The sequence below is a fragment of the Collimonas sp. OK307 genome (genome assembly GCF_900113705.1).
GTDB lineage: Bacteria > Pseudomonadota > Gammaproteobacteria > Burkholderiales > Burkholderiaceae_D > Collimonas.
The window spans coordinates 182,534-198,704 of the sequence record NZ_FOQI01000007.1; the positions used below are offsets into that span (position 1 = coordinate 182,534).

Sequence of the window (16,171 nt, forward strand, 5' to 3'; positions counted from 1 at the left end):
GCGGCGGCATCAAGTATTTCCACGCCAATTCCATATTGCCGGACTCGCAGGCAACCGGTACCGATAGTGTGGCGATTGGACCGAATGCCGTATCCACTAATGCCAACAGCGTGGCGCTCGGGGCAAATTCGACAACGTCGGTTGGCGCACAAACGAGTTACGCAGCTTATGGACTCACCGCATTGCAGAATTCGGCGGGAGAGGTATCGGTCGGCTCTGCCGGCAATGCGCGCAAAATTACCAATGTTGCTGCGGGTAGCGCCGGCACTGATGCGGTGAATGTCGGTCAGTTGCAGGCGGTGGATAGCAAATTGAACAATGTCGCTGCTGATGCTTTGTCTTGGGATCCTACGGCAAACGGTGGCGCTGGAGCTTTTAATGCGAAGCATAACGGTGCCGGTCCAAATAAAATCACCAGTGTCGCGGCCGGTGATGTAAATGCCACCAGCACCGACGCCGTCAATGGCAGCCAGTTGTTTTCCCTGGTCGGAAATGCCAGCACCTCCTACACCACCACTAACGGCACCGGTGTCAGATATGCGCGTACTAACGACACAGGCCTGACGCCTGACGATGCATACGCACAGGGCGCGGGATCGACTGCATTGGGATATCAGGCTACTGCCTCTGCTGTCAATTCCTTAGCACTCGGTAACGGCGCCAAAGCGAATTTTTCCAATAGCATCGCATTAGGTGCGGGATCGGTCGACATAGTAGGGGCGCTTAATAATTACGTTGCTTATGGACTAGCTTCACCGTCTTCGTCATCGGGGGAGCTCAATATCGGTAATCGGCAGATTACCGGATTGGCGCCCGGGAAGAACGATACGGATGCAGTAAACGTCGAACAGCTTAAGGCTGCTTTGGCGAATAATAACTCCGGCAGCAGTGGTGGCGGTGGCAGTGGCAACGGTGGCGGTACGTCTACCGGGAAAAATCCCGTCACTTACGACGATGCCGGCAAGACCAGCATAACGGCCAATCCCGGCGGTGCTCCGGCGCAATTGCATAACGTCGCTAATGGTGTCGCGAATAATGACGCCGTCAACGTCGGTCAGTTAAACACAGGTATCAGTAGTGCGGTATCGCAAGCGAACAGCTACACCGATGGCAAACTGCAAAATATGCAAGGCAATATTGACAAAAACCAGCATGACGCCGATGGCGGTACAGCTGCAGCAATGGCAGTTGCGGGCTTGCCCCAACCATCAGCGCCTGGTAAGAGCATGGTTTCTCTGGCGGGTAGTACCTATCAAGGGCAGAGTGGCATGGCCTTGGGCATCTCGACAATTTCTGAAGGCGGAAGTTGGATCTACAAGGTTGCTGCGACGTCAAGCACCCGTGGTAAATCGGGCGCCGTAGTAGGAGCCGGTTTCCAGTGGTAACGAAAAAGATCATGACTTGTGTCATTGATCGGATGGGGTATGAATCGTAATCAACGTATATCCAGAGGGATAAAATATGAAGCAGCAATTGGCGGGACCGCGGAGCGTGTGGGGGCTGGCGTTCGGGGGATTATTGCTAGTAATCGCCAACGGTGTGTCGGCACAGGGAAAACCTGAAGAGTTTCCTGATAAAAGCAAGGCCACTCTCAAAGACGGTACTTTTGTGTCGATTGAAAATTTGCGCAATGTCGGCATTGGCTTAACCAAAGATCAGATGTACGCATTGTTAGGGCCGCCACATTTTCACGAAGGCGTTTTTGGTATCAAGACGTGGAATTACGTCTTCAATTTCCGCCAGGGCGATGCCGTTGTAACCTGCCAGTATCAAGTGCAATATGATGAAAAAAAATTGGTCCGCGGTACTTACTGGAATAAATCAGGTTGTGCCGATTTTCTAAAAGAAAAAATAGCGGCGGTACCTGTACCCGAAAAATTGGCGTTGCCGTGATTGCATGTTTGCAACCCAATCGACGTGTGGCCTTGAATGTCGGTGGTGAGCGGGGTTAGGGGGAAATATCGGTCAGAGCGCTTTGCGATTGAATGCGTAGAATCCCTGATTGATGTTCTGTGATTTTCTGGCTAACTTCCGTATTCATTGCCGGTAGGAGTCAGCCGAATAAGCACGCAATGTTTTATCTATTTAGAGAAATCATGCCATTATCATTTAGGAATTTTAAGTATGTTGGTGTGTTTGCCATTGGCCTGATGTTAAGCAGCAGCTATGCTCTTGCTCAAACATCAGCAACTTCATTGGATGCGGCGGTGAGAGCAGCGACGCAATGGGCGACATTGGCAGATCCAAGTCAAGCCGTTCGTATGTGGACCTCGAGCGAATCTGTTATGAAAAAAAGTATTAGCAAAGAGGACTGGGCTAAATACTTGAATTCTGTGCAGAGTCAACTAGGAAGCATCAATACTCGCGAATGGGTGCAAATTGCGCGCCTGACGAACCCAATAAATTTCCCGCCTGGAGAATACGTCAACATCGCATTTTTTTCCCATTTTTCTAAAGCGTCGGCGGTGGAAAAAATTTCGCTGGTACAAACTCCAGCCGGCTGGGTCCCCGTGGGCTACGTTGTCACAAAAGTTGAATTGCCTCCCGCCCCTGCGGCCGTACCTGGGAAATAAGGTAGGGCTGTTCTTGAGGCATTCGAAATTCGGGATATTAAATAAATACTTATGGGACCTGCGGACTAACAGCTCGTCGCTCTACCTAATTGAGCTATCGTGGAATTGGGAAATAATTTTTTTGCGGAAAAAATACCAGATTGCGGAAACAATGAAAAAAGGCCCTCAAGTCTGAGAGCCTTATATTCATTGGTGCCGAGAGCCGAAATCGAACCGGCACGCTGTCTCCAGCGGGGGATTTTGAGTCCCGGGTAATATTCTTTAAAATCATGTACATAGCTTTGAAATCGTTCCGCAATTTGTAAACTTCAGTAGTCTGCAAAGTCAATGTTTGCGAGATCCCCATATTTTTTGCGGAACGAATTTTTGTCATTTTGTGGGCCCCACGAGCTTGCCACGTCGGTGCCGGACATAGTGCGAAGTTATGACCAGCGATGGATGGCCTGGCTGGCTTTGGGCCGCTCCCATGCCGCTGTTTTCTACTTTACCTATTATTCTTCGCGCAACCAGGTTTGTGAACGACCAAGCAAGGGTATTCCGATATAGCCGCGCACGTTCAGTTTCTTGCCATTGTCGATGAGAGTCATCTTACCTTTGTAGGTATTGCCGCTATCCGGATCGAACAGCCGGCCGTCAACGTATTCGTTGCTGTTTCCTTCGTGCTTCATCCCGGTCATCACCGTCATGCCAAGGATGGGTTGGTCTTTCAGTGCGCCTTCGCATTTACCGCATTTGGGATGTTGATCTTCACCAGGCTCGCGCAGCAGCTTTTCGACCTTACCCAGAAATTCGCCGTTCGATTCGGTGACGCGCATTAGCGATCTTGGTTTACCGCTGTGATCGTCGATGGTTTTCCAAAGGCCGATCGGTGAGCTGACGGTGTCCTGAGCAGAACCTCCAAAAGCTAACAACGCGCTGCTTGCAATTGCCGCCATCAAAATTTTTTTCATGACTTGTCTCCTGTATTTATTGCGCCAACTGCATTGTTGCAAGCAGGCGTGATTTTATGAATCGGGCTTTCCCGTTGTCATGCATAGTCAAGTGAGGAAGTACGAAGCGATACTAAGAGATCAGCCACTCTTGCAATATGGCTGAATATCTCAAATTCATTGCAAAAAGCGTCAACCCGTTGTGCGTTGCCGCAACTGCAAGGCAAGCCGCAAGAACAGCTGACGGAATAAGCGCCGTCGCGCTTTCAATTAAGAAGAAAGTGGTTTGAAAGCGAACTACCGGCGCTGCCGATAGGTTCCAGGTGCACTACCGGTCCAGGTCTTGAATGCGCGTTGAAATACAGCCTGATCGGAAAATCCGAGTTCCGCAGCGAGCGTCGCCAGTTGTACCGTTGATGTATTCAGGCGCATGATGGCCAAGTCCCGCCGCAGCTGATCCTTGACCATCTGGAAGGAGCTGCCTTCGTCGGCCAGATGCCGTTGCAGTGTGCTGACCGACATGTGCAAGGCGTCGGCCGTCGCCGGCAAGTCGGGCCACTGTGGCCGAATCTTCTGCAGGTAAGTCCGTATCCGTTCGCTTGTTGCATCGTCATTGCGTTGCGGTATCACTACATTGCGTGGTGACTGCAACAGGAAGTCGCGTAGCGCCGCCTCGTCACGGCGCATTGCCGTCAGCAAGTTTGCAGTAGGGAACCACATAGCCGATTGCGGCTGGTCGAAGCGGACTCTTCCAACGAACAGCTTGTAATATTCGTTCGCTTGCGGCGGACTGGGGTAGGCAAAATCGAAACCGAATGGCCGGATCCGGCCTCCATGCAGCCATACCACCAGGCGAGAAATTATCCGCAACAGCAACTCATGCACGAAGATCCGATCTGGATAATATGCCGTCGGCACGATAATGCGCAGTCCCGTCAACTGGTCTTCCCGAACGACGTCGAATTGCACGTCGTCCTGCAGCAACTGAAATCCAGAACATAGCCGGCGTATCGCCGTCTCTACCGTTGTCGCGCCCAGTGTGCTGCGCATCACGAATGCAAGGCTGCCATGTCGTAGCGGTCGTGAAAAAAATCCCAGCCCTTCGTCATCGTGTTGTTTCATTAATACTTCAAATAAGGCTACATACTGTTCTGCTGTGACACGTCCTTCTGGTTCGTCGAGCAGCGCCAGCGGAATACCTGCCTGCAGCAGGCATTCTTCGGACGATGCGCCGCCGGCGCAGATGCCGGAGAGCATGCCGCGCACAAACGCTACCGAGATTGTTACCGGGGGATTTAGCATGAAGTCAGTTGTATCTTAATAACTTGAGGTATTTTGCAATACAAACTATGTGAAGCGCAATAGCGTTGCCACAAGGACGGTCCTATGATTTGTTCATATAAGAACAGCGCCACATTTGGAGCGCCATTTAATTCAGGAGACAGACATGTACATCACCCAGGGATTGCATCGTGCGCTGCAGCAAAAGCCGGATGCGATAGCTGTCCGCTATGCCGGCAATGAGCGCAGCTACAAAGAATTCGTCGAACGCGTAGCCAGGCTGGCCGGCGCGCTGCAAGCGTTAGGCATGGCGCCTGGCGATCGCGTGGCGATGCTGGCGCTTAATTCCGACCTCTATCTGGAATATCAGTTTGGCGTGCCATGGGGGGGCGGTGCGCTGAATCCTTGCAATATCCGCTGGAGCGCGGCGGAGATCATCTATTCCTTGCAGGATTCCGAATCGTCCATCTTGATTGTTGACGATGCCTTCAAAGCAATGGCCGGGCAGATCGTCAAAGACGCAAAAAGTGTGAAGCACGTAATTTATGCGGGACAAGGCGAAGTTCCGACTGGCATGCTGCGCTACGAAGCCTTGCTTAGCGCTAGCGAGCCGATCGAGGATGTATGTCGCCGCGGCGACGATCTTGCCGGTATATTTTATACAGGCGGGACCACCGGCTTCCCCAAAGGCGTGATGCTCAGCCATCGCAACCTGTGCACATCCGCCATGATAGGCATGGCCGAAGGTCTGGCGCAGGTCGGCCGCACCTACCTGCACGCAGCGCCGATGTTTCACCTGGCCGATTTTGGCATATCACTGATGCACTGGGCCTGCGGCAATACGCATGCCGTCATACCGATGTTTACGCCCGAAGCCGTACTCGCCAGCATTAGCCGCGACCGCGTGACCGACGCGCTGCTGGTGCCTACCATGATCCAGATGCTGGTGGACCATCCGGCGATGAAGAATGCCGCCGATCTAAGCAGCCTGAAACGCATCAGCTATGGTGCTTCGGCGATTTCGGAAGCGGTTCTCGACCGTGCCATGCTGGTGCTGCCGGGAGTCGACTTTGTCCAGGCTTACGGCATGACCGAGTTATCGCCAATCGCCACAATCAACCATGCCTGGCATCACACGGTAGAAGGCCGCAAGGAAGGCAAGTTGCGCTCGGCCGGCCGGGCATCGTTTGGCACGGAAGTGAAGATAGTCGATGCCGACGGCGTCGAAGTACCGCGCGGCACGGTCGGTGAAGTGGCCGTCCGCGGCGGCAATGTCATGCTGGGCTACTGGAAAAGCCCTGAGCAAACCGCTGAAGTCATCGTTAATGGCTGGATGCATACCGGCGACGGCGCATATATGGACGAGGATGGCTTCATCTTCGTCGTCGATCGCCTGAAGGACATGATCATCAGCGGTGGCGAAAACATTTTCTCTGCCGAGGTCGAGAATGCGATCGCCCAGCATAGTGCGGTGGTGGCCTGTGCGGTGATCGGTATCCCCGACCCGGCATGGGGCGAGACCGTGCATGCGGTTATCACGATCAAGCCGGGAAGTACGATAACGACTGAAGACGTTATCGCCCACTGCAAATCGCTGATTGCCGGCTACAAATGCCCGCGTAGCGTCGCGTTCGTGGATGCGCTACCGCTGTCGGGGGCGGGCAAGATACTCAAGACCAAGCTGCGGGAACCGTTCTGGGAAGGCCGGAGCCGTAAGGTCGGCTAAGAAAACAATTCTGTGTAGAAAAATTTTACGACGGGGCGGTGTGATGCCGACTCCCCGGTGTGATGTTTCGTTTAAAGGAAAATATTATGACACAACAAATTCTAGTGGCCGGCGTCGGCATGGTCCCGTTCATGAAGCCTGGCGCCAGCGGTTCGTATATTGACATGGGTGCACAAGCCATCCGCCTGGCCTTGGCGGACGCAGGCATTCCATATGAGAAAGTGCAGCAAGCCTACGCCGGCTACGTCTACGGCGATTCCACTTGCGGTCAGCGAGTACTTTATGAAGTCGGCATGACGGGTATTCCTGTCATCAACGTCAATAACAATTGTTCCACCGGATCTACTGCTTTGTTCCTGGCGCGGCAAGCTATTGCCAGCGGTGTGGCCGATTGCGTGCTAGCGGTTGGCTTCGAGCAAATGCAACCTGGTGCACTTGTCGCACACTGGACTGACCGGCCCAATACTTTCGCCAGTTTCGACGCCATGACTGACGAATTATCTCCAGAGAGCAAAGACTTACCGCTGGCGCTGCGCTACTTCGGCGGCGCAGGTCACGAGCATATGAAGAAATACGGCACCCGGCTGGAAACCTTTGCCAAGATCCGGGCCAAGGCCAGCCGCCATGCGGCGAATAACCCATTGGCGCTGCTGCGGAAAATACTGACCGAAGACGACGTCATGCAGGCTCCTGCTCTGTGGCCTGGCGTCCTGACACGCCTGATGGCCTGCCCGCCGACTTGTGGTGGCGCAGCAGCTCTGCTGGTTTCAAAATCCTTCGCCGACAAGCACGGCTTGTCACCCAAGGTGCAGATCCTGGCGCAGGCAATGACGACCGACTATGCGAGTACCTTTGAGAGTAAGTCGATGATTGATCTGGTGGGTTTCCAGATGACGGCTGCTGCAGTCAAAAAGGTTTATGAGGATGCAGGGGTCGGACCCGACGAAGTAGATGTCTGCGAGCTGCATGACTGCTTTGCCCAGAATGAATTACTCACCTACGAAGGCCTGGGTTTCTGCGCGGTAGGTGAGGCGGAACGCTTTGTCGAAAACGGTGACAACACCTACGGCGGCAAAGTCGTCACTAACCCATCCGGTGGCTTGCTGTCGAAGGGGCATCCGCTGGGCGCAACCGGGCTGGCGCAATGTTATGAGTTGACGCGTCAGTTGCGCGGTACCGCTGAAGCAACCCAGGTGCAGGGCGCGAAGATCGCGCTGCAACACAATCTGGGCCTGGGCGGGGCTGCCGTCGTGACCATGTACGGTCAGGTTTAAGGAAGAATGAGATGTTAGATAAAGCACACATCGGCAAAACCTTCGGGCGCCTCACCACCGAGGTGGAAAAGGGACGCCTGCGCTTCTTTGCCAAGGCGATTGGCGAGACCAACCCGGTGTACACCGACGAGGCCGCCGCGCAACGGGCGGACTACCGTTCGTTACCTGTGCCGCCGACTTACTTTGTCTGCCTGCAAATGCTCGACGATCCTGATCCAACGTCCTGGATCAGCGATATTGGCGTCAATTTGCAGCATATCTTGCATGGCGAACAAAGCTTCGAGTATCTGGAAATGGCATTCGCCGGGGACAGCCTGACCTTCGAATCCACCATCACGGACATTTACGATAAAAAGGGCGGCGCCCTCGAATTTGTTGTATCGCAGACCACGGTGGTCAACCAGTTCAACAAGCTCGTGGCCAGATTGAAATCTTCCTTGGTCGTGCGCAATCCAGGAGGCAGCAGCAAATGAATAATCCAAAATTCAAGGATGTGGAAGTAGGCACCCAATTGCCAGAGCTGGCATTGCGCCCCTTGTCGCGCACGACGTTGGCTTTGTATGCCGGCGGCTCGGGCGACCATGTGCCGCTGCACATTGACACCGACTATGCGCGCAAGGCGGGCATGCCGGATGTATTCGGCCACGGCATGCTGACGGCTGCCTGGCTTGGCCGTATGCTGACCGGCTGGGTCAGTCAGGACCGCGTTCGCAAGCTGGATGTGCGCTTTGTCGGTATCACGCATCTGTACAACCAGGTGTCTTGCACCGGCCAGGTGGTTGAAAAACTGGAGCAAAACGGCGAGCAGTGCGTACGGGTCGCCATTCAGGCGACCAACCAATACGGCGACAAGAAAGTGGTCGGCGAAGCACTGGTCGCGCTGGCCTGAGACTTCCGCAACATACCTATTCAATCAAAAATACAGAGGCAGATAATGAGCAAGAAATTAGAAGGAAAAGTCGCACTGGTTACGGGTTCCGGCCGAGGGATTGGGCGAGCAGTGGCGTTAAAACTGGCTGGCGAAGGCGCGCGTGTAGTGGTGAACGATCTGGATAAAGACGTCGCCTACTCAGTAGTTGAAGAAATCAAAAAAGCTGGTGGTGAAGCCGCGGCCTGCGAAGGTAGCGTCACTGCGCCGGACTTTGCCGAACGCTTCATCAAGACCGCAGTGGATAATTACAAAGGCATTGACATCATCGTCAACAACGCCGGCTACACCTGGGACAACGTGATCCAGAAGATGACCGACGAGCAGTGGTACGCCATGATGGACGTCCACCTGACGGCGCCGTTTCGCATTCTGCGCGCCGCCCAGCCGGTGATCCGGGCACTGAGCAAGGCTGAGCAGGAAGCGGGTAAGGAAGTGTTTCGCAAGGTTGTCAATATTTCTTCAGTGGCGGGCACCGGCGGCAACGCTGGACAGGTGGGCTACTCGTCGGCCAAAGCTGGCATCACAGGCATGACCAAGACGCTATCGAAGGAGTGGGGTCGCCTCAAGGTCAACGTCAACTGTGTCGCCTACGGCTTCGTCACGACGCGTCTGACTGAGGCCACGGCGGGCGGTAACGCGACGGTGAATATCGAGGGTCGCGACATCAAGGTCGGCGTCAGCCCTGAAGTGCTGGCGATGGCGAAAGCAGGGATTCCGCTGGGGCGTCCCGGCACAACGGAAGAAGCTGCCGGAGCAGTGTACTTGTTCTGTATTCCGGAATCGGACTACGTATCGGGCCAGGTACTGATTTGCGGTGGCGGCCTGAACGGTCTATAAGGAGTAGGCAACGTGCTTAAACCATACAAGCCTGCCTGGATGACTGAGGATCTGGTGCAGTTTAACGACTCAGTCCGGCGTTTTTCCAAGGAATATCTTGAGCCCAACGACATCAAGTGGCGTCAGGAAAAGATGGCTTCCCGCGATGCATGGCGCAAGGCTGGCGAGTTGGGCATCATCTTGCCTGACGTCCCGGACACTTACGGCGGCTCGGGTGGAACACCAGCCCATGCTGCCGTGGTGTTCTGGGAGTTGGGGTATAGCGGTAACTCCGGACTGGCGCTCGGCCTGAACCATATCGTCGGCCACTATATTCTCAACTGCGGCACCGAAGAGCAGAAACAGCGCTGGCTGCCTGGCATCGCCTCCGGCGAGATCGTCGCCGCGATTGCGATGACCGAGCCTGGCACCGGCTCCGACCTGCAAGCGGTGCGTACGCGCGCCGAGCGGCGTGGCGACAGCTATGTCATCAATGGCGCCAAGACCTTCATTACCAACGGTCAGTTGTGCGACGTGGTGATTGTGGTTGCCAAGACCGATCCGGCGCTGGGCGCCAAAGGCATCTCGCTGATCATCGTCGATACCAATACGCCCGGTTTCCAACGTGGCAAGGTACTCGAAAAGCTCGGCATGGAAGGCCAGGATACGTCCGAAATGTTTTTCGATGACTGTACTGTACCGGCAGACTGCCTACTTGGCGGGCATGAAGGGCGCGGCTTCTATCAATTGATGGAACAACTGCCTTTTGAGCGTGCCCAGTTGGCGATCCAGGCATCGGGGGCAATGACACGCGCGCTCGACCTGACGGTCGACTATGTGAAGGAGCGGCACGCGTTTGGCAAGCCGCTCATCGATTTCCAGAATACCCGCTTTGTGCTGGCCGATGTCAAGGCGACAGTGACCGCTACGCGCGCCTTCACCGACATGGTCGTGCAACAGTGGATCGACGGCACGCTCGACCCGGTCACTGCCTCGATGGCTAAATTCTGGTGCACCGAGCGCCAGTGTGAAGTGATCGACCGTTGTCTGCAGTTGTTCGGCGGTTACGGCTACATGAAGGAATACCCGATCGCCAGGCTGTATGCCGATGCGCGGGTACAACGGATTTATGGCGGTGCCAATGAAATCCAACGCGAGCTGGTTGGCCGTCAGTTATGAGGGAAAGATGACAAACAGAATCAACAATATCGGCGCACTGCTGATGACACAGCGGGCAGGTGACGAGACACCAGCGGTGCTGCCACAGCACTCGCTGCTTCGGGCTGGCGTTTCAGGTCGATCGGCAGCATATCCTGCCGACGACGGCAAGGGCTGTGAAACGGACGATTTGTACAAAGACGTGGCTATCCTCGGCTACAACTGATAACCCTTGGGGCAGTCAACAAGAAGCGCAGCGGTGCCGTCTGCTATGCAGGCATCAAAGGAGAAACAGATATGGCAGGACCACTCAGTGGCTTCAAGGTCGTCGAGATAGCGGGTATCGGCCCCGGCCCATTCTGCGCGATGATGCTGGCCGACATGGGGGCAGAGGTGATCTGCATCGACCGTAAGACACCTGGCGCTTTGGGCGGTGGCGGCAGCATCATTGATCGGGGACGCCGCACCGTCGTGCTCGATCTCAAGAATCCCGCCTCGGCTGACGTAGTGCTGCGCTTGATCGATGGGGCAGATGCCTTGATCGAAGGTATGCGGCCCGGCGTCATGGAACGTCTGGGCCTGGGTCCGGAACCCTGCCTGCAACGCAATCCGCGTCTGGTCTATGGCCGCATGACAGGCTGGGGCCAGACCGGGCCGTTAGCCAACGCAGCCGGACATGACCTCAATTACATTGCGATTACCGGTGCGCTGAATGCGATGGGACATGCTGACCGGCCGCCCACACCACCATTGCATTTGGTGGGCGACATGGGTGGTGGCGCCATGATGCTGGCCTTCGGTATCGTCAGCGCATTGCTGGAGACCAGCCGTTCCGGACAGGGGCAGGTGGTGGATGCCGCTATTTGCGACGGCGTGTCCACTTTGTCCAGCATGTACCACGCGATGCTCGGCAGCGGTCAATGGCGACTTCAACGCGCGTCCAACCTGCTGGATGGCGGTGCGCATTTCTACGGCTGCTACAGCTGCGCTGACGATAAATTCATATCGATCGGCTCGATTGAACCGCAGTTCTACGCTTTACTGTTGCAGCTGTGCTGTATCGATGACCCGGATTTCAAGGCGCAATGGGATGGTGCCGCCTGGCCTGCTTTGCGAACCAAGCTGGCAGAGTTGTTCAAAACCCGCAGTAGAGACCAGTGGTGCGGGTTACTCGAAGGAACCGATGTGTGCTTCGCACCGGTGTTGGATTTTGCCGAAGCCCCGCAGCATCCGCACAATCAGGCGCGCGGCAGCTTTGTTGAAACGGACGGCATTACGCATCCGGCGCCGGCGCCGCGCTTCAGCCGCACGCCTGGTGTGGCTGGTTCCATTCCCAAAGTCGGACAACATACGCTGGAAGTTCTTACTGAGCTCGGGTTCTCGGCGCAGGAAGTCGCGGCGCTGCGTGAGAGGGGCGTCATTGTTTAGATTTGCAAGGTGATAACAGGTTAGTGAGCATAAAAATTGGGTTTAAAACTAAAAATACTAAGGGAGACAAAATGCAACTGATGAGCAAGCGCTTAGGTGCGACGGCGGTAGGATTGGCGATGTTGGGCGCAGCCGGCATGGCACAGGCGCAAACCGCCGGCAGCAATGTGATCAGCCTGGGCTGGTTGCATGCCACGCCGCATAACGAATCGACACCGCTGACCGCCACCAGCATCAACGGCATGCCGGTCAACATAGTGCAACCCGGCAGCGGCTTTGCGGCGTTGAGTGCGACTACCGTTGGCCTGACCTTCGCGCATTATTTCACCGACAATATTTCGGCGGAATTTATTGGCGGCTTTCCGACCAAACTCAAATTCGTAGGAACGGGCACGCTACAGCAAGCCGGCGTCATCGGCGAGGCCATGCCATTGTCTCCGACTGTCTTCGTGCGCTATCATTTTTACGATGCGCAATCCAAGTTTCGTCCCTATGTTGGTCTGGGCGTCAATTACACCAAGTTCACCCAAGGTAAAATCACCAACTCGGATTTCGTCCACGGTCTTCTGGGGCCGGGTTCAACAGCCACTGTCAGTGCGAGCAGTTCATGGAACCCGGCATTCGTGGTCGGTGCAAGTTATGCGATTGATGAGCACTGGTCGTATGGCGTGTCGGTTTCATACGTCCCGATCAAAACCAATGCAACACTAACGGGAACCACTGCCGGCGGCACGGTCATTGTCAGCCATGCGTCGGACAAGCTGCGGCCAGTAGCGACATTCCTGAACATCGGCTATCGCTTCTAATTACCAGGCGGCGCAGGCTTGCTGCAAGCCTGCGCCTTACCGACTCATGAGCGGTCCGTTAGGTGATGTTAAAAAAAGAAAAGGTACAACATGCAGCAGGCTTATGATTATGTGATCGTCGGTGGCGGCTCAAGCGGTTGTGTTTTGGCTGGGCGTCTGAGCGAAGATCCGAATGTGTCAGTTGCCTTGCTGGAGGCCGGCGGCAGCGGCGACAACTGGGTCGTCAATACGCCCGCAGCTATCGTATTGATGATACCCCGGAAGCTTAACAACTGGGCCTTTGAAACCGTGCCTCAGCCCGGACTCGACGGTCGCAAAGGGTATCAGCCGCGCGGCAAGGCGCTGGGAGGTTCATCTGCCATCAATGGCATGGTCTATATCCGAGGTCATCACAGCGACTACGATCACTGGGCTGCATTAGGAAATCATGGATGGTCTTTCAAGGACGTGCTGCCCTATTTCAAGAAGGCAGAGAATAATCACGAATTCATGGATGAATGGCATGGCCAGGGCGGGCCGCTCCACGTCAGCAAACTACGTACCGACAATCCGTTCCAGCAACATTATCTGCGTGCAGCCGAGCAGGTGGGCTATCCCGTTAGTCCGGATTTCAACGGTGCTCAACAGGAGGGTGTCGGCTTCTACCAGGTCACGCAACATAACGGTGAACGCTGTAGTTCCTTTCATGCCTATGTGCTGCCGCATCTTGATACGCGCCCCAATCTGACTGTGGAATCCGGCGCTTTTACGCAGCGCATTCTGTTTGAAGGCAAGCGCGCCGTCGGCATCGAGTACAAACAGGACGGCCAGCTTCGAACCATACGAGCGCGGCGAGAGCTGATTCTCTGCGCCGGTGTGTTCCAGTCCCCGCAATTGCTCATGCTCTCCGGTGTGGGCGATGCTGCAGAACTGCAGAAGCTGGGTATTCCCTTGATACACCATCTGCCGGGTGTCGGGAAGAACCTGCAAGATCACCTGGATTTCACTTTGAGCTACAAGGCCAAAGACATCAACCTGCTGGGGCTTTCAGTCAAGGGCGGGGTACATCTTGTGAAAGAGATCATGCGTTACCGCCGTGAGCGCCGCGGCATGATCTCATCCAATTTTATCGAAGGTGGGGGTTTCCTGAAAACCCGGCCGGAACTCGCGGCAGCTGACATCCAGTTGCATTTCGTGATTGGGCGGGTCGAAGATCATGCGCGCACGCTGCACGTGGGTCATGGCATGTCTTGTCATGTCTGCTTGCTGCGCCCGAAGAGCATCGGCACCGTCAGCTTGCGTGACGCGAATGCTCAAACGCCGCCGGTCATTGATCCGAAATTCTTTGAACACCCGGAAGATCTGGAAAACATGGTGAACGCCTACAAGATGACCGAGCGTCTGATGATGGCACCGGCCCTTGCGCAGTTCATGACAGATGACCCCGTTGCAGCCCAGCTCAAGAGCGACGATGAGATACGTGCCATTCTACGTGCCCGCGCCGACACCGTGTATCACGCGGTCGGCACATGCAAGATGGGTATTGACGAGATGGCCGTGGTGGATTCCGGTCTGAAAGTGCATGGACTGTTGGGACTGCGCGTGGTGGATGCCTCCATCATGCCCACGATCATTGGTGGCAACACCAATGCGACATCCATCATGATTGCAGAAAAGGCCGCGGATATGATGCGGCTGGAACAGTAAGTACCTCATTGCATCGCCGGTAGCCGATGAATTTGGCTACCGGACATAAACGCTATCTTCAGAGGCAAACCATGAATACGATGATGACCCGGATCGATACGGATTTTGAGCTGGCCAAGAACGAGATTCAGCGAATATTCGATGCACAGGGCGTTACGGCTTTGCGTCTACGGCAATCGAGCAAGGGCGAACGTGTAGCAAAAATAAAAAAACTGAAAGCGACATTGCTGACGTATCGCGAAGCCGTGATTGCGGCTGGCTTCGCTGATTTCGGCAAGCCCGCCATCGAAGTTGAGATGAGCGAGATTTTGTCGTTGATCGCCGAGGCTAACGACGCCATCCGCAAGCTGGGGCGTTGGATGAGACCGAAGAAAGTCTGGCCATCGCGCATGATGATCGGCACTTCCGGTTATACGCAGTACGAACCCAAGGGACGGGTGCTGATCGTGGCGCCGTGGAATTATCCGGTGAATCTGAGTCTGGGACCGCTGATTTCAGCATTGGCGGCAGGTAATGCGGTGATCATCAAGCCGTCGGAAATGACGCCGCATGCATCCGCCGTGATCGGCCAGATCATCCGCTCGGTGTTTGCCGAGGACGAAGTTGCGCTGATCGATGGCGACGCGCCGGTTGCCCAGGCATTGCTAGAACTGCCTTTCGATCACATTTTCTTTACCGGTTCGCCAGCTGTCGGAAAAATTGTCATGGCTGCAGCGGCCAAACATCTGACCAGCGTTACGCTGGAACTCGGCGGAAAATCACCTACTATCGTAGACGAAACCGCTGATCTACGAGCCGCGGCACAAAATATCCTGTGGGCCAAGTTCCTTAACAATGGCCAGACCTGCATCGCGCCTGATCACATCTATGTCCACTCCAGCGTCAAGGACGTTTTTCTCGAGCACTGCGTGACGGTGCTGGAGAACGCCTATGGCGAAGGGGCGCAGCAAGTTGACAGTCCGTGTCTGGCGCGAATAGTCAATCAGCGTCACACCGCTCGCGTCAAAAGCCTGTTGGACGACGCCACCGCGCGCGGTGCGCGGGTGGTGACCGGTGGCGCGGTCGATGAAGCCCGGCGCTACATCGCGCCAACGCTGTTGGATGGTGTTCCGGACGAAGCCAAAATCATGCACGAAGAAATCTTCGGGCCGCTGCTACCGATTATCAGCTATGAGCAGTTAGATACTGTGATCGCCCGCATCAACACAGAACACAAGCCTTTGGCCCTGTACGTCTGGAGCCGCAAGCAGGCAAATATCAACAAGGTAATGCAGCAGACCACATCGGGAGGAGCTTGCATCAACCATTGCCTGGTGCAGGCCTTGCACGGCAATTTGCCCTTCGGTGGAGTCAACAACTCAGGGATAGGCAGCAGTCACGGCCACTATGGTTTTCTAGCGTTTTCGCATGAGAGGGCGGTGGTGCGCACCCGCTTCATGCTCGCAAAAATATTCTTTCCACCCTATACGAAACTGACGCGACGGTTGATCGCTTTGTGCACCAGAATTGCCTGACTGCCGATATTGACGCTACCGTCCTGGAGCATGCAGTTTCCTGAAATTT

16 protein-coding genes are annotated in these 16,171 nt (G+C 55.3%); 14 read left to right on the forward strand and 2 right to left on the reverse strand.

The window, feature by feature from the left end:
• From BM205_RS24280 to BM205_RS11565, 3 genes are all read left to right on the forward strand, one after another.
• The coding region (locus BM205_RS24280) for a YadA family autotransporter adhesin (protein ID WP_175511244.1) at nt 1-1,385 on the forward strand (1,385 nt) is incomplete at its 5' end.
• Nucleotides 1,386-1,461: 76 nt separating this feature from the next.
• Complete coding sequence (locus BM205_RS11560) at nt 1,462-1,893, forward strand: outer membrane protein assembly factor BamE (protein ID WP_092414647.1); 432 nt, start codon at nt 1,462-1,464, stop codon at nt 1,891-1,893.
• Nucleotides 1,894-2,096: 203 nt separating this feature from the next.
• Entirely contained in the window at nt 2,097-2,573 is a 477-nt protein-coding gene (locus tag BM205_RS11565) for a DUF4019 domain-containing protein (protein ID WP_175511245.1), read from the forward strand.
• Between the two features lie 491 nt (nt 2,574-3,064).
• Here BM205_RS11565 and BM205_RS11570 read toward each other — a convergent pair whose 3' ends face one another.
• Nucleotides 3,065-3,523 (reverse strand): DUF2147 domain-containing protein, encoded by a 459-nt coding sequence (locus BM205_RS11570; RefSeq protein ID WP_092414649.1) that lies wholly within the window; start codon nt 3,521-3,523, stop codon nt 3,065-3,067.
• Between the two features lie 276 nt (nt 3,524-3,799).
• Nucleotides 3,800-4,804 carry an AraC family transcriptional regulator gene (locus tag BM205_RS11575; protein WP_092414650.1) on the reverse strand — a complete coding sequence of 335 codons (1,005 nt, stop codon included), beginning with the start codon at nt 4,802-4,804 and terminating at the stop codon, nt 3,800-3,802.
• 145 nt (nt 4,805-4,949) lie between these two features.
• On the opposite strand from BM205_RS11575, the gene BM205_RS11580 reads away from it, so the two are divergent.
• From BM205_RS11580 to BM205_RS11630, 11 genes are all read left to right on the forward strand, one after another.
• Nucleotides 4,950-6,509, forward strand: coding sequence for a long-chain-fatty-acid--CoA ligase (locus BM205_RS11580; protein WP_092414651.1), 1,560 nt, complete (start codon nt 4,950-4,952; stop codon nt 6,507-6,509).
• An 86-nt stretch (nt 6,510-6,595) separates the two neighbouring features.
• Nucleotides 6,596-7,783 (forward strand): lipid-transfer protein, encoded by a 1,188-nt coding sequence (locus BM205_RS11585; protein WP_092414652.1) that lies wholly within the window; start codon nt 6,596-6,598, stop codon nt 7,781-7,783.
• Nucleotides 7,784-7,794: 11 nt separating this feature from the next.
• Nucleotides 7,795-8,256 (forward strand): MaoC family dehydratase N-terminal domain-containing protein, encoded by a 462-nt coding sequence (locus BM205_RS11590; RefSeq protein WP_092414653.1) that lies wholly within the window; start codon nt 7,795-7,797, stop codon nt 8,254-8,256.
• Entirely contained in the window at nt 8,253-8,672 is a 420-nt protein-coding gene (locus BM205_RS11595) for a MaoC family dehydratase (protein ID WP_092414654.1), read from the forward strand. The genes BM205_RS11590 and BM205_RS11595 overlap by 4 nt, the downstream gene beginning before the upstream one ends.
• Before the next feature lie 45 nt (nt 8,673-8,717).
• Entirely contained in the window at nt 8,718-9,551 is an 834-nt protein-coding gene (locus BM205_RS11600; RefSeq protein ID WP_092414655.1) for an SDR family NAD(P)-dependent oxidoreductase, read from the forward strand.
• 39 nt (nt 9,552-9,590) lie between these two features.
• Entirely contained in the window at nt 9,591-10,709 is a 1,119-nt protein-coding gene (locus BM205_RS11605; RefSeq protein ID WP_092414656.1) for an acyl-CoA dehydrogenase family protein, read from the forward strand.
• A gap of 7 nt (nt 10,710-10,716) precedes the next feature.
• Nucleotides 10,717-10,914 carry a hypothetical protein gene (locus tag BM205_RS11610; protein WP_092414657.1) on the forward strand — a complete coding sequence of 66 codons (198 nt, stop codon included), beginning with the start codon at nt 10,717-10,719 and terminating at the stop codon, nt 10,912-10,914.
• Between the two features lie 71 nt (nt 10,915-10,985).
• The gene (locus BM205_RS11615; protein ID WP_092414658.1) at nt 10,986-12,116 is read left to right on the forward strand and encodes a CaiB/BaiF CoA transferase family protein; all 1,131 of its coding nucleotides are present in this window, start codon (nt 10,986-10,988) and stop codon (nt 12,114-12,116) included.
• Between the two features lie 71 nt (nt 12,117-12,187).
• A complete protein-coding gene (locus tag BM205_RS11620) occupies nt 12,188-12,922 on the forward strand; it encodes an OmpW/AlkL family protein (RefSeq protein WP_092414659.1) in 735 nt (244 codons plus the stop codon).
• Nucleotides 12,923-13,012: 90 nt separating this feature from the next.
• Entirely contained in the window at nt 13,013-14,608 is a 1,596-nt protein-coding gene (locus BM205_RS11625; RefSeq protein WP_092414660.1) for a GMC family oxidoreductase, read from the forward strand.
• A 71-nt stretch (nt 14,609-14,679) separates the two neighbouring features.
• Nucleotides 14,680-16,122 (forward strand): aldehyde dehydrogenase family protein, encoded by a 1,443-nt coding sequence (locus BM205_RS11630; RefSeq protein ID WP_092414661.1) that lies wholly within the window; start codon nt 14,680-14,682, stop codon nt 16,120-16,122.
• Nucleotides 16,123-16,171: the final 49 nt, after the last annotated feature.

Coding starts and splice junctions, on each gene's coding strand:
- BM205_RS11625 (WP_092414660.1), top strand. CDS start 13,013: ATGCAGCAGGCTTATGATTATGTGATCGTCGGTGGCGGCTCAAGCGGT.
- BM205_RS11575 (WP_092414650.1), bottom strand. CDS start 4,804: ATGCTAAATCCCCCGGTAACAATCTCGGTAGCGTTTGTGCGCGGCATG.
- BM205_RS11600 (WP_092414655.1), top strand. CDS start 8,718: ATGAGCAAGAAATTAGAAGGAAAAGTCGCACTGGTTACGGGTTCCGGC.
- BM205_RS11595 (WP_092414654.1), top strand. CDS start 8,253: ATGAATAATCCAAAATTCAAGGATGTGGAAGTAGGCACCCAATTGCCA.
- BM205_RS11610 (WP_092414657.1), top strand. CDS start 10,717: ATGACAAACAGAATCAACAATATCGGCGCACTGCTGATGACACAGCGG.
- BM205_RS11590 (WP_092414653.1), top strand. CDS start 7,795: ATGTTAGATAAAGCACACATCGGCAAAACCTTCGGGCGCCTCACCACC.
- BM205_RS11615 (WP_092414658.1), top strand. CDS start 10,986: ATGGCAGGACCACTCAGTGGCTTCAAGGTCGTCGAGATAGCGGGTATC.
- BM205_RS11565 (WP_175511245.1), top strand. CDS start 2,097: ATGCCATTATCATTTAGGAATTTTAAGTATGTTGGTGTGTTTGCCATT.
- BM205_RS11605 (WP_092414656.1), top strand. CDS start 9,591: ATGACTGAGGATCTGGTGCAGTTTAACGACTCAGTCCGGCGTTTTTCC.
- BM205_RS11620 (WP_092414659.1), top strand. CDS start 12,188: ATGCAACTGATGAGCAAGCGCTTAGGTGCGACGGCGGTAGGATTGGCG.
- BM205_RS11560 (WP_092414647.1), top strand. CDS start 1,462: ATGAAGCAGCAATTGGCGGGACCGCGGAGCGTGTGGGGGCTGGCGTTC.
- BM205_RS11630 (WP_092414661.1), top strand. CDS start 14,680: ATGAATACGATGATGACCCGGATCGATACGGATTTTGAGCTGGCCAAG.
- BM205_RS11585 (WP_092414652.1), top strand. CDS start 6,596: ATGACACAACAAATTCTAGTGGCCGGCGTCGGCATGGTCCCGTTCATG.
- BM205_RS11570 (WP_092414649.1), bottom strand. CDS start 3,523: ATGAAAAAAATTTTGATGGCGGCAATTGCAAGCAGCGCGTTGTTAGCT.
- BM205_RS11580 (WP_092414651.1), top strand. CDS start 4,950: ATGTACATCACCCAGGGATTGCATCGTGCGCTGCAGCAAAAGCCGGAT.